This is a genomic window from Tateyamaria omphalii (genome assembly GCF_014651375.1).
Lineage (GTDB): Bacteria > Pseudomonadota > Alphaproteobacteria > Rhodobacterales > Rhodobacteraceae > Tateyamaria > Tateyamaria omphalii.
The window spans coordinates 237,830-261,082 of the sequence record NZ_BMWT01000003.1 but is presented as its reverse complement, the minus strand read 5'-3'; the positions used below and the strand labels follow the sequence as shown (position 1 = coordinate 261,082).

General features: G+C 60.3%; 23 protein-coding genes and 1 riboswitch. Of the genes, 9 read left to right on the top strand and 14 right to left on the bottom strand.

What is annotated here, in order from left to right; genetic code table 11:
• Nucleotides 1–104 precede the first annotated feature (104 nt).
• On the top strand, nt 105–401 hold the full coding sequence (locus IE087_RS11955) for a hypothetical protein (RefSeq protein ID WP_189369580.1): 297 nt from the start codon (nt 105–107) through the stop codon (nt 399–401).
• An 86-nt stretch (nt 402–487) separates the two neighbouring features.
• Here IE087_RS11955 and IE087_RS11950 read toward each other — a convergent pair whose 3' ends face one another.
• The 5 genes from IE087_RS11950 to metZ form a co-directional block, all read right to left on the bottom strand.
• Nucleotides 488–2,158: a thiamine pyrophosphate-binding protein gene (locus tag IE087_RS11950; protein ID WP_189369579.1), complete on the bottom strand. Its 1,671-nt coding sequence runs from the start codon at nt 2,156–2,158 to the stop codon at nt 488–490.
• The gene (locus IE087_RS11945; RefSeq protein WP_189369578.1) at nt 2,158–3,606 is read right to left on the bottom strand and encodes a TrkH family potassium uptake protein; all 1,449 of its coding nucleotides are present in this window, start codon (nt 3,604–3,606) and stop codon (nt 2,158–2,160) included. The genes IE087_RS11950 and IE087_RS11945 overlap by 1 nt, the downstream gene beginning before the upstream one ends.
• A 104-nt stretch (nt 3,607–3,710) precedes the next feature.
• On the bottom strand, nt 3,711–3,938 hold the full coding sequence (locus IE087_RS11940) for a DUF1127 domain-containing protein (RefSeq protein WP_189369577.1): 228 nt from the start codon (nt 3,936–3,938) through the stop codon (nt 3,711–3,713).
• Nucleotides 3,939–4,154: 216 nt separating this feature from the next.
• Nucleotides 4,155–5,258, bottom strand: a complete 1,104-nt coding sequence (gene folE2, locus IE087_RS11935) for a GTP cyclohydrolase FolE2 (protein ID WP_189369576.1) — start codon at nt 5,256–5,258, stop codon at nt 4,155–4,157.
• 151 nt (nt 5,259–5,409) lie between these two features.
• Entirely contained in the window at nt 5,410–6,597 is a 1,188-nt protein-coding gene (gene metZ, locus IE087_RS11930) for an O-succinylhomoserine sulfhydrylase (RefSeq protein ID WP_189369575.1), read from the bottom strand.
• 71 nt (nt 6,598–6,668) lie between these two features.
• A riboswitch (SAM riboswitch) is annotated at nt 6,669–6,746 on the bottom strand.
• Nucleotides 6,747–6,859: 113 nt separating this feature from the next.
• Here metZ and IE087_RS11925 point away from each other — a divergent pair.
• From IE087_RS11925 to IE087_RS11915, 3 genes are all read left to right on the top strand, one after another.
• On the top strand, nt 6,860–7,798 hold the full coding sequence (locus tag IE087_RS11925) for an alpha/beta hydrolase (RefSeq protein ID WP_189369574.1): 939 nt from the start codon (nt 6,860–6,862) through the stop codon (nt 7,796–7,798).
• Nucleotides 7,799–7,822: 24 nt separating this feature from the next.
• A complete protein-coding gene (locus IE087_RS11920; protein ID WP_189369573.1) occupies nt 7,823–8,509 on the top strand; it encodes a glutathione S-transferase N-terminal domain-containing protein in 687 nt (228 codons plus the stop codon).
• A gap of 86 nt (nt 8,510–8,595) precedes the next feature.
• Nucleotides 8,596–9,315 (top strand): cyclic nucleotide-binding domain-containing protein, encoded by a 720-nt coding sequence (locus tag IE087_RS11915; RefSeq protein WP_229801362.1) that lies wholly within the window; start codon nt 8,596–8,598, stop codon nt 9,313–9,315.
• On the opposite strand, the gene IE087_RS11910 is transcribed toward IE087_RS11915, so the two are convergent.
• The 4 genes from IE087_RS11910 to IE087_RS11895 form a co-directional block, all read right to left on the bottom strand.
• A complete protein-coding gene (locus tag IE087_RS11910; RefSeq protein ID WP_189369572.1) occupies nt 9,312–9,941 on the bottom strand; it encodes an inner membrane-spanning protein YciB in 630 nt (209 codons plus the stop codon). The genes IE087_RS11915 and IE087_RS11910 overlap by 4 nt on opposite strands.
• 12 nt (nt 9,942–9,953) lie before the next feature.
• Complete coding sequence (locus IE087_RS11905; protein ID WP_189369571.1) at nt 9,954–10,856, bottom strand: EamA family transporter; 903 nt, start codon at nt 10,854–10,856, stop codon at nt 9,954–9,956.
• 48 nt (nt 10,857–10,904) lie between these two features.
• On the bottom strand, nt 10,905–12,347 hold the full coding sequence (ftsY, locus tag IE087_RS11900; RefSeq protein ID WP_189369972.1) for a signal recognition particle-docking protein FtsY: 1,443 nt from the start codon (nt 12,345–12,347) through the stop codon (nt 10,905–10,907).
• A gap of 110 nt (nt 12,348–12,457) precedes the next feature.
• The gene (locus IE087_RS11895) at nt 12,458–14,152 is read right to left on the bottom strand and encodes an NAD(P)H-dependent oxidoreductase subunit E (protein WP_189369570.1); all 1,695 of its coding nucleotides are present in this window, start codon (nt 14,150–14,152) and stop codon (nt 12,458–12,460) included.
• A gap of 212 nt (nt 14,153–14,364) precedes the next feature.
• Here IE087_RS11895 and IE087_RS11890 point away from each other — a divergent pair, with 212 nt between their 5' ends.
• Both IE087_RS11890 and IE087_RS11885 read left to right on the top strand, forming a co-directional pair.
• The gene (locus IE087_RS11890; protein WP_229801361.1) at nt 14,365–15,396 is read left to right on the top strand and encodes an alkane 1-monooxygenase; all 1,032 of its coding nucleotides are present in this window, start codon (nt 14,365–14,367) and stop codon (nt 15,394–15,396) included.
• 49 nt (nt 15,397–15,445) lie between these two features.
• Nucleotides 15,446–15,841: a hypothetical protein gene (locus IE087_RS11885; RefSeq protein WP_189369569.1), complete on the top strand. Its 396-nt coding sequence runs from the start codon at nt 15,446–15,448 to the stop codon at nt 15,839–15,841.
• Between the two features lie 138 nt (nt 15,842–15,979).
• Here IE087_RS11885 and xseA read toward each other — a convergent pair whose 3' ends face one another.
• On the bottom strand, nt 15,980–17,524 hold the full coding sequence (xseA, locus tag IE087_RS11880) for an exodeoxyribonuclease VII large subunit (RefSeq protein WP_189369568.1): 1,545 nt from the start codon (nt 17,522–17,524) through the stop codon (nt 15,980–15,982).
• 67 nt (nt 17,525–17,591) lie between these two features.
• Here xseA and purD point away from each other — a divergent pair, with 67 nt between their 5' ends.
• Complete coding sequence (purD, locus tag IE087_RS11875) at nt 17,592–18,857, top strand: phosphoribosylamine--glycine ligase (protein ID WP_189369567.1); 1,266 nt, start codon at nt 17,592–17,594, stop codon at nt 18,855–18,857.
• Between the two features lie 92 nt (nt 18,858–18,949).
• Here purD and IE087_RS11870 read toward each other — a convergent pair whose 3' ends face one another.
• Genes IE087_RS11870 through IE087_RS11860 form a run of 3 tightly spaced genes read right to left on the bottom strand, consistent with a single transcriptional unit; the run spans nt 18,950 to nt 20,435 of the window.
• Nucleotides 18,950–19,348 carry a hypothetical protein gene (locus tag IE087_RS11870; protein ID WP_189369566.1) on the bottom strand — a complete coding sequence of 133 codons (399 nt, stop codon included), beginning with the start codon at nt 19,346–19,348 and terminating at the stop codon, nt 18,950–18,952.
• On the bottom strand, nt 19,345–20,112 hold the full coding sequence (locus tag IE087_RS11865) for an FG-GAP repeat domain-containing protein (protein ID WP_189369565.1): 768 nt from the start codon (nt 20,110–20,112) through the stop codon (nt 19,345–19,347). The genes IE087_RS11870 and IE087_RS11865 overlap by 4 nt, the downstream gene beginning before the upstream one ends.
• Nucleotides 20,112–20,435, bottom strand: coding sequence for a 2Fe-2S iron-sulfur cluster-binding protein (locus IE087_RS11860; protein WP_189369564.1), 324 nt, complete (start codon nt 20,433–20,435; stop codon nt 20,112–20,114). The genes IE087_RS11865 and IE087_RS11860 overlap by 1 nt, the downstream gene beginning before the upstream one ends.
• 124 nt (nt 20,436–20,559) lie before the next feature.
• Here IE087_RS11860 and IE087_RS11855 point away from each other — a divergent pair, with 124 nt between their 5' ends.
• Nucleotides 20,560–20,988 carry an OB-fold nucleic acid binding domain-containing protein gene (locus IE087_RS11855; protein WP_189369563.1) on the top strand — a complete coding sequence of 143 codons (429 nt, stop codon included), beginning with the start codon at nt 20,560–20,562 and terminating at the stop codon, nt 20,986–20,988.
• 70 nt (nt 20,989–21,058) lie between these two features.
• Nucleotides 21,059–21,589, top strand: coding sequence for a peptidoglycan-binding domain-containing protein (locus tag IE087_RS11850; RefSeq protein ID WP_189369562.1), 531 nt, complete (start codon nt 21,059–21,061; stop codon nt 21,587–21,589).
• A gap of 112 nt (nt 21,590–21,701) precedes the next feature.
• Here IE087_RS11850 and IE087_RS11845 read toward each other — a convergent pair whose 3' ends face one another.
• Complete coding sequence (locus tag IE087_RS11845; RefSeq protein ID WP_189369561.1) at nt 21,702–23,174, bottom strand: Do family serine endopeptidase; 1,473 nt, start codon at nt 23,172–23,174, stop codon at nt 21,702–21,704.
• Nucleotides 23,175–23,253 lie beyond the last annotated feature (79 nt).

The window sequence follows — 23,253 nt, the reverse complement described above, 5'->3', positions numbered from 1 at the left end:
GGACACACTTCGCCAGCGATCGTTAGGATTGCATTAACATGCATGAACACAGGTTAAGGCCAAGGCGTGGGGGCGCTGTACCTTTTCAGTGATCGGAGTGTGTCATGTTCAAATCCTTCTTCAAATCCATCGCCGCGGCGATATCCATCGTCGTGCCTGCTGCCATAGTCCTGGTCGGAACCGCCGTCATCACCTCGGCCAGCACTGCTGTGGTGAAACCGTCACCGGCGTACCAGGGGCAGTGGTTGACACATCCGCTGGGCTGCGAATACAGCCGTGCAGGGCGGCCCGGCGAAACCATGTGGTTTCTGATCGTCAACACCCGCAAGAAGGGCTGCCCCACTTACATTACCGGCAACACGTGGGGCGACATCTACCGCGCGCAAGGTCCCAAGATGTAGCCTGGTGGGCGCACCACAGGTGCGCCTTACGCCTCCTCAGTCCCCGTAGATATCGGTCAGCTTCGCATGGCGCATCAAGATGCGCCTTACGCGGATATCTCGGGTGTCAAATAAATAAGGGTTGGCCCATCCGCGTCAAATGCAGCGCGGACAGCATCCTGCATCTCTGCCAGAGTTTTGGGCGCACACGCGTAGGCGCCGAATGCCTCGGCCAGCTTGCAGAAATCCGGGTTCCGCGCGACAACCGCATTGGGTGCGATCTGGGCGCGGACCATGCTTTCCTCGATCTCTTTGAGCTTACCATTGTCCCACAGGATAATGGGCAATGGCAGGCCGAGTTCAACGGCAACGCCAAGTTCCTGCATCGTGTAGTGGAAGCCATAATCACCGATGATGGCCATTGTCGGCTTGCCCTTGCGTGCAACAGCCCCGCCGATGGCGGCAGGTGTCGCGTAGCCAAGGGTGCCAAAGCCGGTCGGGTGATGCCAGTGGCCGGGCATCTCCATGTCCCAGACTTCTTTCGCAGTGTAAGCGAATTGGGTCATATCGGAATAGATCATGGTTCCTTCAGGGAGGCAGCTTCGCAGTGCGTCACAGACGGGAACGATGCCGGGGCGTTCCGCATCAACTTCGGCGCGCCAGCGGTCGCGGTAACCCGCGACTAAGTCAGCAGACCAACCAGATTTGGGCCGCTTCAGAGCATTCGCGGAATGCTTTTCCAGCGCGCTGTGCAAATGAGCCATCGCTGTCGCAGCGTCATATTGCAGACACCAGTCTTTGGGGTGGGATTGCGACAAAACCTCGGGATCAATGTTGACGATGTAGGCACCGGGCCGTTGGCCAGCCTCAGACCGCCACAGATCAACCTCTGCCAAATCAGTTCCAACGAGAACGACGCAATCGCTTGCATCAAGAAGTTTGGCGCTCTCGGGGCGCGCGAGGCTCGACCCAAAAAGGAGGGGCCAATCCGGCGGCGCAACACCGCGCCCGGCATATGTTGTGAATACCGCCGCATTTGCCAATTCCAGAATAGATGTCACAGACGAACCGGATGCGCCCAGCTGCCGCGCGCCTCCTCCACCAAACACGAACAATGGCCGCTCTGCCTGCAAGAGCCGAATTGCAAGCGTATCAATCACATCCAATGGCATGGGCTGCTTGATCGCACCGGGCAGTCTTGTGATCGAAAACTTGTTTTCTTGCCGACCCTTATCCGTGGGGCGCCACCGCGCAAAGGTTTCCTCGGCGTGAGTTTCCAGTTGTTGTATTGGCACCTGAATGTGCTTTGGACGCGGACGATTGGTTTTGAACTCGGCAATGGCGCGATCAACCAGCGCATAGGCCGCGTCAGCAGTACGCGCCTCCTCCGACCAATCACACACAGTTTCAGCTGCCCCGCGTTGATCTTTCATCTGGTGCAACTGGCCCTTTGTGGCAGCCATCTCATCCAGGCATGACGAGATGACCAACATCGGCACAGAGTCAGAATACGCCTGCCCCATCGGCGTCATAATGTTACACAGCCCCGGTCCTGTGATCACGTAGGCGACACCCGGCTTGCCCGTCGCTCGAGCATAACCATCGGCCATGAAACCGGCCCCCTGTTCGTGTCGGGCCAGCACATGGGTGATCCCCGCCTCTTCGATCCCACGATACATTTCCTGATTGTGCACCCCCGGGATGCCAAAGATCACATCGACGCCACGGTCTTTGAGCATGTGCGAGATTTGCGCACCAAGCGGGCGGGTTTGGGCCATCAAGCTCTCCAAAATTGAATGGTAAATATGACGTAGACCGCCACCAACTCCAGCCGCCCGATTAGCATCGCAGCAGCCAGAAGCCACTTGGCTGTGTCGTTAAGGCCAGCGAAATTGCCTGATGGTCCGATCTGGTCTCCAAAACCAGGACCGACATTTGCCAGGGCCGTGGCCGCGCCAGACAGAGCGGTGACAAAGTCCAGCCCGGTCATCGCCAGCGCCACCGACAAGATACCCAGCGTAACCACAAAGAACATGAAAAAGGACATGACCGAGTTCAGCACGTCATCACCCACTGGCCTGCCGGCATAGCGGGGTGTAAAAATGCCATGGGGGCTGCGGGTCTTTTGCAACTGCGCTTTGATCGACGCAAACAGCAACTGGTAGCGAAATATCTTGATCGAACATGCAGTCGAGCCCGCACAGCCACCGATCAGGCCGGTAAAAAACAGGACCGCAACCGCGAAACTGCCCCATTGCCCATAGTCTGCGTTGGCATAGCCCGTGCCAGTCATCAGCGACACGGTGTTGAACAGGGCTGCACGTACGGCACCTTCATTCACCGCATTTTGTTGCAGCAGGTTCCAACCTGCGATCAAGGCCACGATGACGCAAGCCGTTACAAGAAACACGTGGATTTGCCTGTCCTGCAGGAAAGGGCGCGCGGTGCCCGCGCTGAGCTGTACGAAGCGCACGAAGGGCAGCGCGGCCAAGATCATGAACAAGGTCGCGACATAGGACGGCGCAGGGCCGAAGGCAGCAAAAGACATATCGTAGTTGGCGAACCCGCCGGTGGCGATCGTGGTCATTGCATGCACCGTTGCATCAAATGCGCCCATACCCGCCGCGATATAGGCAAGTGCACAGATCAGGGTCAGGGCCACATAAATGACCGAGATACGGCTGGCGATCTCGGTCGCACGGGGGAGAATCTTGCCAAAGGTGTCAAAGGCTTCGGTGCGGAAAATCTGCATCCCGCCCACACGCAACTCTGGCAGGAACACCATGGCCACAACAATGATACCAATGCCGCCCAGCCATTGGAGGATACCACGCCACAACAGCAGCCCTTTGGGCAACTCATCCAGCCCCGAGAAAACGGTGGACCCGGTTGTGGTCAGGCCCGACATCGCTTCGAAAAATGCATCGACAAACCGGGCCTCAGTGGCGCCAAAGAAAAACGGCAGCGCGCCGAAAACGGGCAATGCCAACCAAACGCCAGTGGTCAGAAGAAAGGTTTGCTGAATGGTCAGCCCTTGACGGACGCCATTCTGGCAGCTCAACGCGATCATGCCGCCAACCAGGACTGTGATCAGCGCACATTCCGCAAAAACAGGCCAATGCCCACGCCCTTCGGCCAAGTCCACCAGCATGGGCAGGATCATGGCCAGGCCAAGCACAGCCACAAGCAGGCCAATCACATATCCAACAGGGCGCAAGTCGATCATCGCGCTCAGCGTTGGCGGGCCGCGCGGGCGGTGTCAAGCAGGTGACACCGCAACACGTGGCCAGCTTGCAAACGACCCGGCACAATGCCAGGCCGAATTCAAGCTTACAGGTGCATCAGGTCGCGGAACACGTATGCCGCAATGTCTTCGCGGCGCAAGTTCATGGCGGCCAGCTCTTCGTCCGTTTTGGCATTCAGAGCTTCAATGCGCTTGAAACGGCTTTCCGCTGCGGCCGACATGGCGGCAGAGTGGCCAAGGGCAACTAAGAAGTCGGTAATCCGATCAAGGATCGCACTCAGGATAGATGTGTTGGGGTGACTGACATAAGCCATTGGGAAACCTCGCATATCATGCGTTAAACTGTGTCCTCCCGTTGACTGGAACATAGGCCCCCAAGGGCAAAAACACCAATGCCGAAACTGCATGGCCGCCTTGCGCAATTGTGGGCTGTAAGGCGGGGGTGTCCCCCGCCGAAATGAAAAAAGCGCGCCTAGAACGGCGCGCCTGTATGTTTCGTAAGGCGGAGGTGTCCTCCGCCTGGCCCATCATCAGCCAACGTGGAACAGTGTCTGGAACATGCGCGGGTCGATACTGTCCACCGCAAACGTGTCGCCCTCAGTCAGGACTGAAACGGCGTCGTGGCTGTGCAGACTTTCCTGGTGGCTGGCCACCACGCGGAAATCCCCGATGCGTACATCGGCCAACAACTGTTCACTGAACAGACGCGCCGCATCCTCGACAAAGATCGGGTTGGCCGCATTCAACTCGGCAAAAGCCTGTTCATCTTCACGCTTGACCATCACCTGTGTCTCGGTCGGAACGGCACGACGGCAAGCATCGATCAGATCCTCGAACCACAGCGTGTCAGCATCATCCTCGAGTGCGACCGAAATACGCGCCACCGACCGCTGCGAGTGCGGCGTTGCCAGCTGCCCACGAGTGGCACGGGCATGCTCGCTCAATTCCAGCGAGCAGGGACATGTCGAGGAATAGACGTAATCAAGATGTATGATGCGCTTTCGCACGCCCGCCTGCTCGACCAATTCCAGCGCGATGTCATAATACTGGTACCCCGACAGGCCAGACCGCAAGCTTTCAACCTGTACCGGCATGCTGAACCGCATCTGGATCCGCGCGTCAAAACTATCAAGGTCGGCTTTGTAATCGTCCAATGCCGCCTCGATCACCCCAAAGGAAAACGTCGCTTCGGCATGTTTGTAGAAGGAGCGCATGATGCGGGACATATTGATGCCCTTCTTGTCGGCCTCAAGGCTGACCGTGCCCGTAACAGATGTTTCTAACGTCAGAGGCGCGCCATCGCGGCTCTCAATGCGCAGCGGCAGACGAAAATTCGAGATGCCAACGTGTTGGATACGTGTCTTTGCCCCTCGGATCAGGCTGGATGGCCCGTTCTGCAAGTCTGGCAACGTGTCCTTATATCCTTCATCCACGTCGAACCCCTCGGGGTATTCGCGGGAAAAGGCCGGATACTCGACTCCATCGCTGCCCGGCACAAGTCGCGCGACTGAGGGGTCTAGTTCAATGATATCTGTTGTTGTGGCGTTCTTGGCCCAGCGTCGGAGTAGATCCAGTGCTGCTTCGGCCTCGTCACGTTCGGGTATTGCGGTGATGTCGGGCGTATGAATGTTCATAAAGTAGCCCCCCTTTCTGTCTGCGTGCCCAAAGTAGGTAAGCCGTCCCGAGCACTTTTCCAATATTGCTAACAGTTACGTGTGGCGCTGCAACATGGATGACAAATAAAGGGGGCGGTGCCAGATTTCGGCACCATCGCCCATTTGTGCATTATTGTGCTTTTTCCAAGGCTTGCAGGATATCCGCAACCAAATCGTCACCATGTTCGATCCCCACGGACATCCGCACAAGACCGGGTGTAATGCCCAGCGCATCCTTCTGATCCTCCGGCAAACGCTGGTGCGTCGTTGTCGCCGGATGGGTAAGAATCGACTTGGCGTCGCCGAGGTTGTTCGAGATCACGGGGATCGTGAGCGCGTTCAGGAACCGGAACGCAGCCTCCTGCCCACCAGCAAGATCGAGCGACAGGACCGTGCCCCCGGCCCCGCCCATCTGGCGTTCCACCAGATCGTGCTGTGCGTGGCTGGAATGGCCCGGATAAATCACGCGCGCCAGTGCATCATGCCCCTGCAGCGCATCCGCAAGCTGCAAGGCAGACGCCGCCTGCGCACGCACGCGCAACTCTAGGGTCTCAAGCCCCTTCAACATCACCCAAGCCGTGAACGGCGACATCGATCCGCCGGTGTGTTTCATGTAGGGTTCAACCGTCTCGCGAATGAACTCCTCGGTCCCGAGGATCACACCGCCAAGGGCCCGCCCCTGCCCATCCACGTGCTTCGTCGTGGAGTAGATGACAACATCTGCGCCTTCGGCAATCGCGTTGGAGAAGACCGGCGTGGCAAAGACATTGTCGACCAGGACCGTCGCGCCCACGGCATGGGCCAGCTCCGACACGGATTTGATATCGACGACTTCCAAAGTCGGGTTCGAGATGGATTCGAAGAAAACCGCCGTGGTGCCCGGTGTGATCGCCGCGCGCCACGCCTCCAGATTGGTCCCATCCACAAATTCGACCTCGACCCCGTAGCGAGTCAACACCTCCTCCAACACGTAAAGGCACGACCCGAACAGTGCCCGCGCCGACACAACCCTGTCCCCGGCCTTCAGCATGGAAATCAATGCGCCGGACACAGCCGCCATGCCAGAAGCGGTGGCAAAACCGTCCTCGGCCCCTTCCAGCATCGCGATACGCTCTTCGAACATCCGCACTGTCGGGTTGCCGTAGCGGGCATAGATGAACTCATCCTCGCCGGCCGCTTCGAACCGCTGCGCGGCCTGCTCGGCACTGTCATAGACAAAGCCTTGTGTGAGAAAGATCGCTTCGCTCACTTCGCCATACTGGCTGCGGCGGACACCGCCATGGACGGCACGGGTGCGGGCATTCCACTTATCGGACATGTTCAAACTCCATCGCGGGCCTGAAAGGGGTCAGGCCACAAAAAACCCCCAGACGCGGGTCAAGCGAAAGGGGGGCTTTCATCCTGACCTTTTAGCGGAAATGTTTAACGTGGCCCGCAATCCGGTAACAAATCGCCACATCGGTGGATTACGCCCGCCCGCCGGGGGCGTCAACACCGTCACGGTGCTGTAACTTAAATTTCATGCCCGCGTCATATGCCTAGAGCATAGGAGCCCCACAAAATGTGGTAGGAGGTGCAGCATGCCGATCCTGAGACTGAATGCAGGCCCGGACGGGCTTGTGCTGCATGGCTCTCCGGCCCCGGCCCTGCCCGCCCTGCGGAACGCAGCACGAGGTAGCGGCCCGATCATCATCCTGATCCACGGCTTCAAATACGACCCGGGCACACCACGCTTTTGCCCCCATGTTCGTATCTTCGGACGCACACGCCACCCCGAAAGCGTGCACCACACACAGTGGCCCCGTCCGTTAGGCTTTGCTTGCGGTCATGCGGACGAAGGTTTGGCGATCGCCTTTGGCTGGCGCGCCCGCGGCAACCTGTGGCAGGCACAACGCTCTGCATGGGCGGCAGGTGTCGCATTGGCGCAAGCGATTCATACGATCCACACCGTTGCCCCCCACCGTCCGATCCACGCCATCACCCATTCCATGGGGTCCGAGGTGATCTTCGAAGCATTGCATCATCTGCCGTCCCATGCGGTGCAGCGCATCATCACCATCACAGGGGCAAGCTATGCCAGCGTCGCGCAAGCGGCGATGGAAACGCCAACAGGCCGGACTGCTGAATTGCTGAATGTGACCAGTCGGGAAAACGACGCTTTCGATGCCATGTTTGAAAAACTGATCCCTGCGCATGTGCCACACGACCGCGCGGTGGGGACAGGTATCAACCTGCCAAATGCGGTGACGTTGCAGCTGGATTGTCCACACACATTGGCCGCCCTCACCCGGTTTGGTGGCCACATCCACATTACCAGACGCCGGGTCTGTCACTGGTCAGGCTATACTCGGCCCGGCGCATTGCAATTCTATGCCCGCGCCCTGCGCCGCCCCCGTGACGTAGAATTGCTAGCCCTGCAAGACGCCCTTCCGGATATCTCTGCCCCCCGCTGGTCGCGCATTTTTGCGATACCAGACATGCCATCACACTTGCTTGGTTGGCAGAAAACCGCATCATAACCGCCGGACTGCCCGGAGGACCGCATGATCGACCTGTATTATTGGCCCACTCCAAATGGCTGGAAGGTCTCAATCGCGTTGGAGGAATTTGGACTTCCATACACCGTCCGCCTCATCAACATCGGCGCAGGCGATCAGTTCAAACCCGATTTCCTGAAGATTGCCCCGAACAACCGGATGCCCGCGATCACCGATCCGGATGGGCCGGACGGCGCACCGATTTCAATCTTTGAAAGCGGCGCGATCCTGCAATATCTGGCGCGCAAAACCGGCCGGTTCGGGGGCAAGTCCGAACGGGAGCGTATCGCCGTGGATCAGTGGCTGATGTGGCAAATGGGCGGCGTTGGCCCAATGGCCGGTCAAACCCATCACTTTCTAAACTACGCGCCGCAGATGGGGCACGATATTCCCTATGCCAAGGACCGGTATCGGAACGAAACCGCGCGCCTCTACGGCGTGCTGGACCGACAATTGGCAGAGAATGAATACGTGGCCGGGGACTACTCCATCGCTGATATGGCGATCTGGCCCTGGGCGTCTCTGTGGGAAGGGCAAGAGCAGACTTTGGAAGACAAGCCGAACCTAGCGCGTTGGTTAGACACCGTTGGCAACCGACCGGCTGTGCAGCGGGGGCATGCGCTACATCTGGACCTGCGCACGGCGAAGCAGGACAAAGCGGGGCAGAAGAACCTGTTTGGCCGCAAAGGCTGAGCCCGCGCATGTTTTGATGCGTTCCGTCTCAGAAAATGCTTTGAAAATTGACCGTATCGGTCCAACCTCCGCGCCGGGGAATTGGAATGATACAAATACTAAACGAAATGGTGCCACCCGAGTGGATTGTGCTCGCGGCTGGGGCGGTTTTCACCTTGGGCTACCTGATCATCAATCAGGTCATCCTGCGCCTTATGATCCTGACAGGCACACTTCTTTACATATGGTACTATGCGGTCGCATCGGACGTGCCGCTATGGGAGGCAATCTACACGTCTGTCGTCATGGGGGTCGCGAATATCATCGGCCTGTGTAGCCTGTTCTGGCGCAGCTCACCACTGGCTGTGCCCTACGCACATCGCGACATCTATGCTCAATTCCAGGATCTGCCGCCAGGCGACTTCCGCGAATTGGTAATGCGTGCAAAACGGTACACCCTGGATCAGGATACAGAGGTCACATCCGAAGGCAGCCCTCTGGCATCTCTGTATTACGTGATTTCGGGTGTCATTGAGATTGAGAAACGCGGAGAAGCCTTTGCGATGCCACCGCGCCTGTTTGTGGGTGAGGTTGCATATCTGTCTCAGCAACCCAGCGCAGCAACCACATGGCTGCGCGCGGGTGCCGAGGTATTGCAATGGGATGTTGCCGACTTGCGCGCGCGTGCAGCGCGCAAATCTCGGTTCAAGCTGGCCTTGGAAGCCATGATTTCACGTGATCTTGCGCTGAAGGTCGCCTTTGCCGTCGCTCCGCGTCAAACCAACTGGCAGGACGATGCGAACAGGGTTCAGGGTGTGCGAGCCTAGGTCTGCGGATCAGGATCAGCGTCTTCATCATCTTCACTGATCATATGCTCTTGCAAGGCTGCAAACTGTAGGAAGATGAACACCATCATAGCGATCGGAAATCCGAAGGTTTCAATTTTGACCCATGCGTCCGTAGACATGGTCCGCCAGATGACCTCGTTCGCGATGGCCAGCGTGGCGAACATCGCGCACAGCCTGCGGGTCAGGATCATCCACCCCTCGTGCCGCATCGGCACCGCATCACTTAGCACATAGGCCAGCCAGCTTTGCCCGCGCAGCAGGCCGATCCCCAGAAGCAGCGCAAACACACCGTAGACAATGCTTGTCTTCATCTTGAAGAACCGTTCGTCATTGAACCACGCGGTGAGCGCGCCAAAGAAGATGACCATAAACGCGGTGAATATCTGCATCCGGCTCAGCTTGCCGGTCAGGGCCCACAGCACGGCCATAGCGATCAAAATAATGGGCACGAAGATCAGCGTGGCAACGATAAAGCCGGAATACTCTGTGCCCGCCATTTCATAGGTGTTGTCGCGGATGCGCAGGTAGATCAGGAAAAAGACCAGCGGTGGTCCCAGTTCCAGCACCTGTTTCAGTAGGGGATTGATCTCGCGCGCGTCTGCCATGCTCTGCCCTTTTTATCCGCCCATCTCGACGATGACTGCCCCGGCGGCGATCAACGCCATCAGGGCAATTCTGCGCGGTCCTACCGTTTCTTTCAGCACCAGCCAACCGATGATTGCGGCAAAGACCGTTGATGTTTCACGCAGCACCGCCGCTTCGCCCACTTTATCCAGCCGCGTCGCCATCATGATGGAGCCGAAGCTGAGAAAGGCAACGATCCCGCCGATCACACCGCGTAACATTAGGGGCGGCAATGCGGGCGCGTCCTGCATCCGGCGCCAGCGCATGTAGGCGATGGGCGGCATGAAGATGCCGTCGATCATGAAGAACCACGCGAGAAAGGTGAACGGGTTCTCGGTCGCGCGGATGCCGTAGGCGTCATAGGTCGTGTACAGCGCAACGAAAAGGCCGGTGATCACCGCAAGGCCAAGGGCCATCGGCAGCGTGTCGCGGTTTGTTTGCAAGTAGCGCAGATTGTAGAGCGCAAGCCCGTAGATGCCCGCGAGCAATACACCAACGCCCAGCCATTGAACGATGGTGAAGGTTTCGGAGAATAGAAAATAGGCACCGATTACCGTGAACAACGGGCCTGTTCCGCGTACTACCGGGTAGACGACCGTGAAGTCACCCTTGGTGTAGGCCCATGCCTGCAAAACTTTGTAGCCCACGTGGATCACGAACACGACGGCGAAGATGGGCCACATATGCGGCTCGGGCCAAGGCACGATGAATAGAGCAAAGGGTGCGGCCATCAACCCATATGAGGCGTCGATGGCCCCACGTGTCAGCCAAGGGTCATGCCGCCCTTTCTGCAATGCGCCAAAGACTGCGTGCAAAAAAGCCGCCAAAATAGCGAGGCACAGGGCAACCGTGTGTCCTGTTTCTGTACCTTCAATGCTGGCGAGCCACGCTGTCATTTGGGATCTGTCCCCGCGGGGACAGGTTTAACCCATTGTTTTATATAGCTAGTCACTTTCAAGCCCGGTGAGTGCTGCCGCAAAATCCTCGGGATCAAAGGGCGACAGATCATCGATCTGTTCGCCCACGCCAATGGCGTGGATGGGCAGGCCGAACTTGTCGGCCAAGGCCACCAGCACGCCGCCCTTGGCCGTGCCGTCCAGTTTGGTCATCACGAGGCCGGACACGTCCGAGACCTCCTGGAACACTTTCACCTGGTTGATCGCGTTCTGACCCGTCGTTGCGTCCAGCACCAGCATGGTGTTGTGCGGCGCGCTTTCGTCTTTCTTGCGGATGACGCGCACAATCTTGGCCAGTTCCTCCATCAGGTCGCCGCGGTTCTGAAGGCGACCCGCCGTGTCGATCATCAAAAGGTCAGCACCTTCAGCTTGGGCCTTGGTCATGGCGTCGAAAGCGAGGCTGGCCGGGTCGGTGCCTTCGGGTGCTGTCAGCACGGGCACCCCTGCCCGCTCACCCCAGACCTGCAACTGTTCCACGGCGGCAGCGCGGAACGTGTCGCCTGCGGCAATCACCACGGACTTGCCGGCTGCACGGAACTGGCTGGCAAGCTTGCCGATGGTTGTGGTCTTGCCCGATCCGTTCACGCCCACGACCAGCACGACCTGCGGCTTTTGTGGATAAAGCGGCAGTGGTTTTGCCACTGGCTCCATAATCCGGGCAATTTCCTGCGCCATGAGTTCCTTGATCTCGCGCACCGACAGTTTCTTGCCCATGCGCCCCTCGGCCATGTTGGCAGTCACGCGCAGGGCCGTATCGACGCCCATATCGGCGGCGATCAGCAACTCCTCAAGCTGTTCCAACATGTCGTCGTCAAGCGTGCGGCGCATGACCGGGGCCGCGTCGCGACGACCCAGCAGGCGGCCAATGATGCCCCGCTTGGGTTGATCAGGCTCCGGTTCATCATCGACCAGCGACACTGGCGCGACGGCAGCGGGCATTGCCATCGGTTTAGGGTCAGCCGCTTCTGGCGCTTCGGCAACAGGGGCTTCAGCCGCAACATCCGTCGGGCGCGGTGTAGGCTCAGGCTCAGGCTCAGGCTCAGGCTCAGGCTCAGGCTCAGGCTCAGGCTCAGGCTCAGGCTCAGGCTCAGGCTCAGGCTCAGGCTCAGGCTCAGGCTCAGGCTCAGGCTCAGGCTCAGGAACGATTATCGGTTCCGGATCGGGTGCAACAGGTGTTTCGATGGGTTCAGACACAGGCTCCGGGTCCGAAATCACCGGCGCTTCGACCGGCGCGGATTCGGGCATCGGATCGGACACTGGCGGCATCTCAACCGGTGCAGGGGTCGGCGTTGGGTCAGGTGTCGGCACGATCTCTGGATCGGGCGCCGCGGCCTCTTCCACGCCGCCATCTTCGACAATCGCCTCCAGCCCCTCGTCAATCTTGGACGAGGACTTGAACAGCCGATTCTTGAGTTTCTTAAAAAATGCCATGATGCCCCGAATGTCGTTCTGCCCCTGACCTAATACGCGGGCGCGGGCATGAAAAGGTACGACTTCGAGGCGACGCAAGGGCGACGTTGATCACGTCGCCCAAGACAATATCAAATTTCATCCCCGAAATGCTTCATCGTCAGCTTGATCGGGTTCGGCGCCGCCTGCCCGAGGCCGCAGATCGAGGCGTCTGTCATGGCGGTGCAGAGTTCATCCAGCAGACCCTGGTCCCACGTATCCGCCTGCATCAGCTTGACCGCTTTTTCGCAGCCCACCCGACAGGGTGTGCATTGGCCGCAGCTTTCGTCTTCGAAGAACTTAAGCATGTTGAGCGCTGCGTCGCGGGCACGATCTTGGTCCGACAGAACCACAACCGCTGCCGAACCGATGAAGGTGCCATGCGGTTGCAGCGTGTCAAAGTCGAGCGGGATGTCGTTCATCGACGCGGGCAGCAGGCCCGAAGACGGGCCACCCGGTTGATATGCCTTGAACACGTGGCCGTCTGCCATACCGCCAGCCGCCTCCATGACGTCCGTGATCGTGGACCCTGCAGGCAGCAGGTAAACGCCCGGTTTGGCGACGCGGCCTGAGACGGAATAGCTGCGCAGGCCGGTCCTCCCGTTCTTTTCAGTGCTGTTCAGCACCTCTGGCCCTTCGCGGCAGATGCGCGCGATCCAGTGCAGGGTTTCGACGTTGTGCACCAGTGTGGGCTGGTTGAAGATGCCCACCTGCGCCACGTAGGGGGGCCGGTGACGTGGCAGGCCGCGCTTGCCTTCGATGCTTTCGATCATCGCGGATTCTTCGCCGCAGATATAGGCACCTGCCCCGCGCCGCAGATCGATATAGCCGGGTTTCACGATGCCTGTATCTTCCAGCGCCTTGATTTCACGAGCAAGTATGTCGAGCACGGCGGGGTATTCGTCGCGCATGTAGATAAAGGCTGTTTCGGCCTCAACCGCCCAGGCAGCGATCAGCATCCCTTCGAGGAACAGATGCGGGGTGCGTTCGAGATAGTAGCGATCCTTGAACGTGCCCGGTTCGCCCTCGTCCCCGTTTACGGCGAGGTAGCGCGCACCCGCATTGGCACGGACAAAGCCCCACTTGGTGCCGGAGGGGAAGCCCGCGCCGCCCAACCCCCGCAGGCCGCTTTCCTTGATATTGGCCTGCACGTCTTCCCAGTTGCCACTGTCGCGCAGTTGTTTGAGCGCGGTGTAGCCACCGGCGGCAGCATAGGCATCCAGCGTTTCATATTCCGGGACATGCGCGTGGGTGTCGCCGGCTGCGATTGCCGCATGCACCTTTTGTGGGGTCGCATTGTCGATGTGGTTGTGGCCCAATTCAAGCACCGGGGCGGTGTCGCAGCGGCCCATGCAGGGCGCGCGAAGGACACGCACCTCGGACGGGTCAAGACCGTCTTCGAGGGCGGATTTGAGTGCCTGAGCCCCTGCTAGTTCGCAGCTGAGCGAGTCGCACACGCGGATGGTGAGCGCGGGGGGCGGGACCTCGCCCTCTTTCACCACGTCAAAATGAGCGTAGAAGGTCGCGACCTCGTAGACCTCGGCCATGCTTAGGCGCATTTCTTCGGCCAGGGCCCGCAGATGCGCAGCAGAAAGGTGGCCGTAGGTATCCTGGATCAGATGCAGGAATTCGATCAGCAGGTCACGGCGGCGCGGTTGATCGCCAAGCAGCGCCTGCACCTCTTGCCAAGCCTGATCCTCGAGCGCACGGCCCTTGGGACGGACACGTCCCTTGCCCCTGCCCGATTTCCAGACACCTTTGCCCTTTGCCGACTCGTCCAGCGCCATCACCCGCACTCCTGCCCTGATTTGGGCAGAGAGTATCAGCGCAGGGAAAGCACGATCAGCCCAAAAGCGACGCCCGGCTACGCAAATGACGCGCGTATCGTCACCATGTCGCCGCCAATGGGTCACGCTTTTGGCGGCAAATTCAGGTTAAACGCGTTCTGTGCCGGGCTATGTTACGGTCCAGCCGCCAAAATCGGAGTGATTCTGCATAGATGCCACCGCTGTTTCCCTTCTTGATCGCGAGCTTTTTGCCCGGGTTGTGTCTGGCGCTGGCCTGTTTGTTGGGCGGGCCGTGGCCGGTTGCTGCTGTGCTGGTCATCACGGTTATTGTCTTTTTTCTCGACAAACTGCCTGTGCGCCCTGCGCCGACTGACACGTCTGGTCATCGGCTGTCCGAAACCTTGGGCGTTGTCCACTTTGCCCTGTTGGGCCTGACCGTTTGGGCCATGGGCACGGACCTTGCGATACTGGACAAGGCGCTGATCGTCGTGGCGGCCGGCTTATATTTCGGGCAGGTGTCCAACTCCAATGCGCATGAATTGATCCACCGCGCGGATCGCTGGGCGTTTCGATTGGGCGCGGCTTGCTATGCCTCCATCCTTTTCGGGCACCACACCAGTGCGCATCGTCTGGTGCACCATGTTCACGCGGCAACCATGGATGACCCTGCCACCGCCCGGCTGGGTGAAGGGTTCTGGGCCTATCTTACGCGCGCATGGTTGGGTGGGTGCCGCGAGGGGTTGCGCGCGGAACGCAGACGTCATGGCGGTGCGCGGCTTCCGCGCCCCTATCTTTTCTATGCATTGGCCTCCGCGCTGAGCGTTGCGGTTGCTTATGCGCTGGCTGGCGGTGCAGGGGTTCTTGGGCTGATCCTCGTCAGCGCCTATGCGCAGGTTCAACTGATGTTGTCGGACTATGTCCAGCACTACGGGCTCATGCGGCGCAGCCTGTCAGACGGCCAGTTGGAGCCGATGGGGCCGGCCCATTCGTGGAACGCACCACATTGGTATTCAGCGGCCATGATGCTGAACGCGCCACATCACTCGGCTCACCATGCCCGTCCAGCGAAGTCCTTTCCACGTCTGGAACTGGATGCAGAGACCATGCCCATATTGCCCCACTCCCTGCCGGTGATGGCCGTTTTGGCGCTTGTCCCACCCTTGTGGCGTCGCATCATGGACAAACGGGCGGAACGATGGGCGACTGCCGTGGTCCAAAGCAGGATAACGCCAGCATCCGCATGAAATGACGTACCCTCTGGCAGGTTTCGCGCGGCTCTGCCACAGTGCGCGCATGATCGTTCGCCTCTTGCTGATCCCGCTTGTCTTTGCAGGCTCCGTCGCGATGGCCGAGCCGATGACGGCGGCCGAGTTCGAAGCCTACGTGACGGGCAAGACCCTGTTTTACGGGCGCTCGGGCGAAGCGTATGGCGCTGAGATTTATCACGAAAACCGGCGCGTCACATGGTCGTTTCTGGATGGTGAATGCAGGGACGGGACGTGGTACAATGATGGTCCGCTGATCTGCTTTGTCTACGAGGATCGCCCCGATCCGCAGTGCTGGACCTTCGAGAAGAGAGCCGGTGGGTTGATCGCAACCTTCGCAAATGACCCTGACAGCACCGAGTTGTACGAAGCACAGGATGTTGGCGAGGACATGATCTGCCTTGGCCCCAAGATCGGCGTGTGAGCAGGGCGGACGACACGTCCGCCTTACAGATCTTGCATCATCGCGCCACAGAGACGTTGTACGGCGGAGGTCACCTCCGCCTTATCTCTGTGCGTTCTATGCGGTGGGTCTGGTCCGTAAGGCGCATCTTGATGCGCCCTAGAACAGCGAGCCCTGTTCTGGCGGTTTGGATACAGCTTTCTGCGCAGTGCTTTTTCCGCCACCCAGTTTCAAGCGACCATCAGAAAATTCGATCTCAAGACCGCTGGCCTGTTCTGCTACTGCCCGACTGGTCAATATCTGCCCCCCGCCCCGCACAACGGCATAACCGCGCGCCAGCGTCGCCTTGTAGCTGAGTGTTTCACGCAGACGATCCATGGCCGCAAGCTTGCGATGCAACCCCTCCAACTGTCTCTGACCAGCGGCCTGCATTCGGGCTGTTACGTCCCGCAGCCGTTCCGATTTGCGCGCTGCATCCTGCCCAATCCGCGCCGGTGTCAGGTGCGCCGTGCGAGCCTCCAGCCGTTCGCGTTTGCCAGCAGCAACACGGGCCAAGGCCGGTTCAAGCCGCGCGGACAGGGCATCAAGACGGCGTTTCTCTGCATCAAGGCTGCGCCGCAATGTGGCCGGACGCAGGCTGCCCGACACGTCCGACAGCCGCACCTTGCGCCGTTGCACGCCCGCGATAAGTGCGGGCCCAAGTTTGCCGCCCGTCACGTCAAGCCGTTGGCGTGGCCCCTCGACCAGTGCATCCGCCCGGGGCAACGCGCGGGCCAGATCGCGCAGGCGCTGATTGCGCCGCTGCATCCCGCCGCTTGCCGCAGCGGTCATCCGCGCCCCAGCCTGTTCGACCCATGCCAGCAATTCATGGCGCACCGGCACGGCCATCTCTGCTGCTGCGGTCGGGGTGGGTGCGCGCCGGTCGGATACGAAGTCGATCAGTGTCGTGTCTGTCTCGTGCCCCACCGCCGAGATCAGCGGAATATCGGACGCGGCCGCGGCACGTGCGACGATCTCTTCATTGAAGCCCCACAGATCCTCGACCGAGCCACCGCCCCGCGCCACGATCAACAAATCGGGTCGCGGCATGGCGCCCCCAGGTGTCAGCGCATTGAAGCCCGCGATGGCGCGCGCAACCTCGGGGGCGCAATTGGCCCCCTGCACGGCGACCGGCCACACCAGCACTTTGCGCGGGAACCGGTCCCGTAGCCGGTGCAGAATGTCGCGGATCACCGCACCCTGCAAAGACGTCACAACCCCGATCACGTCGGGCAGATAGGGCAAGGGGCGCTTGCGCGCGTCGTCAAACAGCCCCTCGGCAGCGAGCGCCTTCTTGCGCTTTTCCAGAAGCGCCATCAGCGCGCCCTGCCCGGCAATCGCGATGCGTTCAGCGTTCAGCGAGAATTTGGACTGAAAGCCGGAGGCCGTCATACGCCCTTCCGCCACGACTTCCATCCCTTCTTCAGGCATGGTGCCCAGACCACTCACCTGTCCCTTCCATGTCATGCAGGACAGGACATTGCGATCATCCTTGAGGTCGAAATAAAGGTGGCCGGAGCGGGCCAGCACGACGCGCCCGACCTCCCCCTTGATCCGGACCCAGCCCAGTTCGCCCTCGATCAGCTTGCGGACCTTACCCGCAATCTCGGACACAGAGAACTCAGGTGTGTTCGAACCGGGAACGGGATCGTCAAGCAAGTCCATGAGGCGTCCTTGTGCTGCAGGTCCGCCCAGCTTAGAACGCGGCCCAGCAAAGGCCAAGGAGCAAGCGATGAACATTCTCATTCTAGGCGGCGGTGGCCGCGAGCACAGCTTGGCCTGGGCCGTGTTGCAGAACCCGAAATGCGACCGGCTGGTCGTGGCCCCCGGCAATGCGGGGATCGCAGCCATTGCCGAATGTGCAAGCCTGGACATCAACGATGGGGGCGTTGTCGCGACATTCGTCGAAGAAGAGTGCATTGATTTCGTGATTGTCGGCCCCGAAGCGCCGCTCGCCGCCGGGGTCGCCGACCGTTTGCGGGACGCAGGGGTGCTGGTGTTCGGCCCGAGCAAGGCTGCAGCGCAGCTGGAAGCGTCCAAGGCGTTTACCAAGGCCATCTGTGACGCGGCCAATGCACCAACGGCCGCGTACGGTCATTTCACGGATGCGGCTGCAGCCAAAGCCTATGTCACAGACCAGGGGGCGCCCATCGTGGTCAAGGCAGACGGGCTGGCCGCTGGCAAAGGTGTCATCATCGCCGAGACTGTTGAGCAGGCGCATGCCGCCATTGACGACATGTTTGGGGGCGCCTTTGGTGGTGCCGGGGCCGAAGTTGTGATCGAGGAATTCATGCAGGGGGAAGAGGCGTCTTTCTTCGTCCTGTGCGACGGCACCGACGTGCTGCCCATCGGCACCGCGCAGGACCACAAGCGCGTTGGCGAAGGCGACATCGGGCCAAACACCGGCGGCATGGGGGCTTATTCCCCCGCGCCCGTGTTGACCGATGACATCGCTCAACGCGCACTGGACGAGATCATTCGCCCAACCATGGCCGAAATGGCAGCGCGCGGCATGCCCTACCAAGGGGTCCTTTACGCAGGTTTGATGATCGAAAATGGCGCGCCGCGACTGGTGGAATACAACGTACGCTTTGGCGACCCGGAGTGTCAGGTTCTGATGATGCGTTTGGGGGCGCAAGCCATGGACCTGATGCACGCCGCAGCCGAGGGGCGGCTGAACACCGCACAAGTCAACTGGGCTGAGGATCATGCCATCACCGTCGTGATGGCGGCAGAGGGATATCCCGGCGACTATGCGAAGGGGGCCGTGATTGGCGGGCTTGACACACTGCCCGCCACTGGCAGCCAGATGGTGTTTCACGCCGGAACGTCACAGCGGGATGGCAAAATCACCGCGTCTGGCGGGCGCGTTCTTAACGTAACGGCCCGCGGTGCATCCTTGCGAGAAGCCGCCGACAGTGCCTACCGGATGATTGATGCCATCGACTTCCCTGAAGGCTTTTGCCGCCGTGACATCGGATGGCGGGCGCTTGACTAGGACCAGGACCTTCCGGCCCCCCTTCCCTGTTTCAAAAAAATCCCCGCCGGAGGCTCCAACCGCCAGCAACCGGGTCAGCGTGTGAAAATCGCTTACGACATCGGCGCTTGGGTACAGGCGACCGGATCATCGCTGATGTCCACCACCTCTTGCACTTCTCCGAGATCATCGGTTGAAGCAACAAACAGGCGCGCATCGCGCAGAAACGGGACCCAACAGTGCGTCACACCGGGCGGGTCATCATCATAGTCGAAACAGACCTGACCATTCTCCGCCGTCACCAGACCAAAGGCGCAGGTTCCGTTTGCCCGGGCCCATACGGTGCGATCACGTGACAGGAACTGTTCTATCCCGACAGGCTGACGGTCTGGAAACGTTGCGAAAGACGCCGTTCGGTCGGCAACAAGATCAAGGAACTGCTCGGGCGTCAGGCGGTCCTGCGCAATGGCTGGCGCTGCAGCAAACAACAACGCAACAGCCAGTCGCATCATTCGCAGTCCATGGCGCGGGCAAAGGCCGGGCGGGTTGTATCGGTGCCCAAGTACATGCGCTGAAACTGCGATCCGTTCCAGCGTATGGCCACAAGGTCCGACCAGTTGGCGGTGGCGAGGATCATCTCGGGTACACCCGCGCAGGTGCGGATGCCGCCCGCGATGTCCTCCTCTCCGATCCTGTGGTTTGTAAGCCCCCGCAGGTCTGCGGCGGGGGTCAGCGTGCCATCTGCAAACCGCCAGATGCGCAAGGTCTTGGCAAGGTGCGGCCGGTCGATATAGGCGATCTCGGTCACACCATCACCGTCCAGATCACCCGCCCCCAGCGGAGCAAGCCAACGGTTACGGGTCCCGATATGGGGCGTCTCGGTGATCTTACCCTGCGGGCCGTAGATTGCAAAGGCAGCCCCTGCGGTCACATCGGCTTCGACCACCAGCACTTCGAGCGCGCCATCGCCATCCAGATCAGCAAGTCGAGGAGCCACGTCTTCGAAAACGTGATCGCGGGGCAGGACAAAGCGGCGTTGCTCACCGCTCTGCATCTCAAGCTCGAGCGTTCCCCATTCGATCGCGTCGCCAAGGATGCCGTGGGCATACCGGTCGGTCGGATCGGCATAGCGGGCGGCAAGGATGACATCCGCCAGTACGGGCGCTGAGGACACCATGAACGCCAGCGCGATCAGCAACAGGCGCGGCGGTTGCACCGCGCCGCGAACGGACGGGCGCAAATGGCGCATCAGCAGACGCGGCGCCCTGATGGGCATCAGATCTGCTTTTCAGGCATCTGAACGACAAGACCGTCCAGCGCGTCCGTGACCTTCAACTGGCAGGTCAGGCGCGAGCGGGCCTCATCCGGCTCGTATGCAAAGTCGAGCATGTCGGTTTCCATGTCGTCCTTGGCCGGCAGCTTCTCGACCCAGTCGGGATGCACATAGACATGGCAGGTGGAGCAGGCGCATGCGCCACCGCAATCCGCCTCGATACCCGGGATATTGTTATCACGTGCACCTTCCATGACTGTCAGGCCATTGGCCACGTCCACAACATGCTCGGTGCCGCCATGTTCAATATAGGTAATCTTGGCCATGTCTGGGTTCCTTCAATCCGCATTCCGCACATCTCTACCGGGCAGGAGATAAGGCTGCCAGCCCCTTTTGCGACCCCCAACTTTCCCACTTGCGACACACAGTGTATGTTCTATCTTTGTTCTCATGCAGACTTATTCCTCTTCCTCTTCCGGGCATACGACCACATGGCCCCGTCCCCCGGCATGCCTGCGCGCAAATGAACTGGACGCACCGCCCGTGAATGCGCGGGTGGCGGTGGCAGGGCTGGTGATTCTGCGACAACGTCCTGGCACGGCCAAGGGCGTGATCTTCCTCACGCTTGAAGATGAGACAGGCGTGGTGAACATTATCGTCTGGCGTCACATCTACGAACGCTTCCGCCGTGCCGTGGTGGCCGGGCGCATGTTGAAGGTAACGGGCCGGATGCAGCGGGCCCATAACGTCACCCATGTGCTGGCCGAAGAGATCGAGGACATCTCGTCCCTGCTCGACCAGCTTCTTGCAGAAGGCACCGGGCGGCATATGCGAAATGAGACACGTACCGACACCTGGGAAAGCCGTAAGGGCGGCTGATGCAGCAGGGCTAGGCAGAGGCCGGACCCGCAGCTATGTTGCCCACAAAAGCCCAGCCAGAGGCCCGAGCATGACACTCAGACCCTTCTTCCCGGCCCTTGCTGCCGCCTGCATTGTTGCAGCCTGTGCCGACGATGGCACAGTCACATCGTCTTCGAATGTCGACCCGATCTCGCTGGCGACCGCCCCGCCCGGAGCTGCTCCGGACACGTGTTGGGACAAGACGGTGAGCCCCGCCGTCGTCGAAACCGTGACCCGAAAAGTCCAGTTGCAACCCGCGCAGGTCAGCAGTGACGGACGGATCCAATCCCCCCCGATCTACAAGACCGAGACAAGCCAACAGGTTGTCCAGCCACGCCGGGAAACCTGGTATGAGATAATCTGCGAAGCGGATATCACGCCCGACTTCATTGCATCGGTCCAGCGGGCGCTGGAGGCGCGCGGGTTTTATACAGGTCGGATCACCGGCGAAATGGACGCGCGCACCCGAGCAGCAGTCGGGCGATACCAGGCCTCAGAGGGCCTGGACAGCAAGACCCTTTCCATCGCCGCCGCCCGCAAGCTGGGACTGATCACCGTTGCCAATCCCGCCGCAACCTGACGGGCGGGGCGCACCACAGGTGCGCCTTACAGCTGGGCACACCACTGCAAGTCCTGAACAAAAGAAAGGCGCCCCAAGGGGCGCCTTACCTATTTCGGATCGATGAGGGTACTTACTCAGCCAGACTGAGCGCCACGAAACGCGGGTCACCCGCCCGACGCACCAGCAGCAGAAGCGATTTACGCCCAGCTTCTTTTACGTCATCCAAGCGCGTCTCGAACTCACCGATGCTGTTGACCTTTTGCTGCCCCGCTTCGGTGATGATGTCACCCGCACGCAGGCCCTTTTCGAAGGCTTCGCTGGTCTCGTCCACCTCGACAACGGCAAGGCCTTCCTGATCCGCATCCGCACCCAGCTGTTCACGCAGCTCGTCCGTCAGCGTGCTGAGCGTTAGACCAAGCACGTCCTTGGTTTCGGCTTCGGCCGGTCCCTCCTCGGGTGCCGCAGCGGCGGGCACGGCGCCTTCCGCTTCCTCGCGCCGTCCAAGTGTCACGCGCAGGGTCACCGTCTCACCATCGCGGAACACGACAACGCGGACTGTTTCACCCACGGGGCTGTTGCCAACTTGACGCACCAGGCCGCGCGTGTCCGCCACATCAACACCGGCAAAGCTCAGGATCACATCGCCATCCTGCATGCCGCCATCTTTGGCGGGGCCATCTGGCACGGAAGTGACAAGGGCGCCAGCGGTGTTTTCAAGGCCAATCGCTTCGGCAATGTCATCGGTCACATCCTGAATGCGAACACCCAACCAGCCGCGGCGGGTTTCGCCAAATTCCTGCAGCTGGTCGACTACGCGGGTCACAACATTGGACGCCATCGAAAAGCCGATGCCGATCGAACCGCCGTTCGGCGACAGGATCGCCGTGTTCACACCGATCACTTGACCGTCCATGTTGAACAATGGCCCACCGGAATTGCCCCGGTTGATGGCCGCATCCGTCTGGATGTAATCATCATAACTGCCGCTCAGGGCGCGGTTGCGTGCAGAGACGATACCGGCAGAGACCGAAAAGCCCTGACCCAGCGGGTTGCCCATCGCAACCACCCAATCACCGACGCGCGCGGTGTCGCTGTCGCCGAATGGCACGTGCGGCAGAGGCTCATCCGCTTCGACTTTCAGCAGCGCAATGTCCGTGTTCGGATCGGTGCCGACCAGTTTGGCAATCAGCTTCTCTCCGCTAAAGAACTCGATCGTGATCTCGTCCGCGCCTTCGATGACGTGATTGTTCGTCACGATGAACCCATCTTCGGAAATCACAAAGCCAGACCCAAGTGCCGACGAACGGCGCGGCCTGTCACCCTGACCGTTGCGGTCCTGGAATTCGCGGAAAAAGTCCTCGAAAGGAGAACCTTCTGGAACGATCCCTTGGGGGCCGGTCCGCCCTTCGATCACCGTGGAAGTGGTGATGTTGACCACCGACGGGCTGATCTGTTCGGCCAGAGGGGCCAGGCTTTCGGGGCGCGCGTGCGCCATAAGCGCCTGCACCAGAACAAAGGCCAGCGCCAAAGCGCCCATCCAGAGGACACGAAAATAGGGAAGCGGTGAAAGCCGTCTGGAGACGGCGATTGCCTGTCGCTGCATCAGGTTACTCCTGCATAGTCTTGTTGACCGTTTCGGTCATTTTGCACACGGATGTGCGCACCTGGGCACACCGTGCATG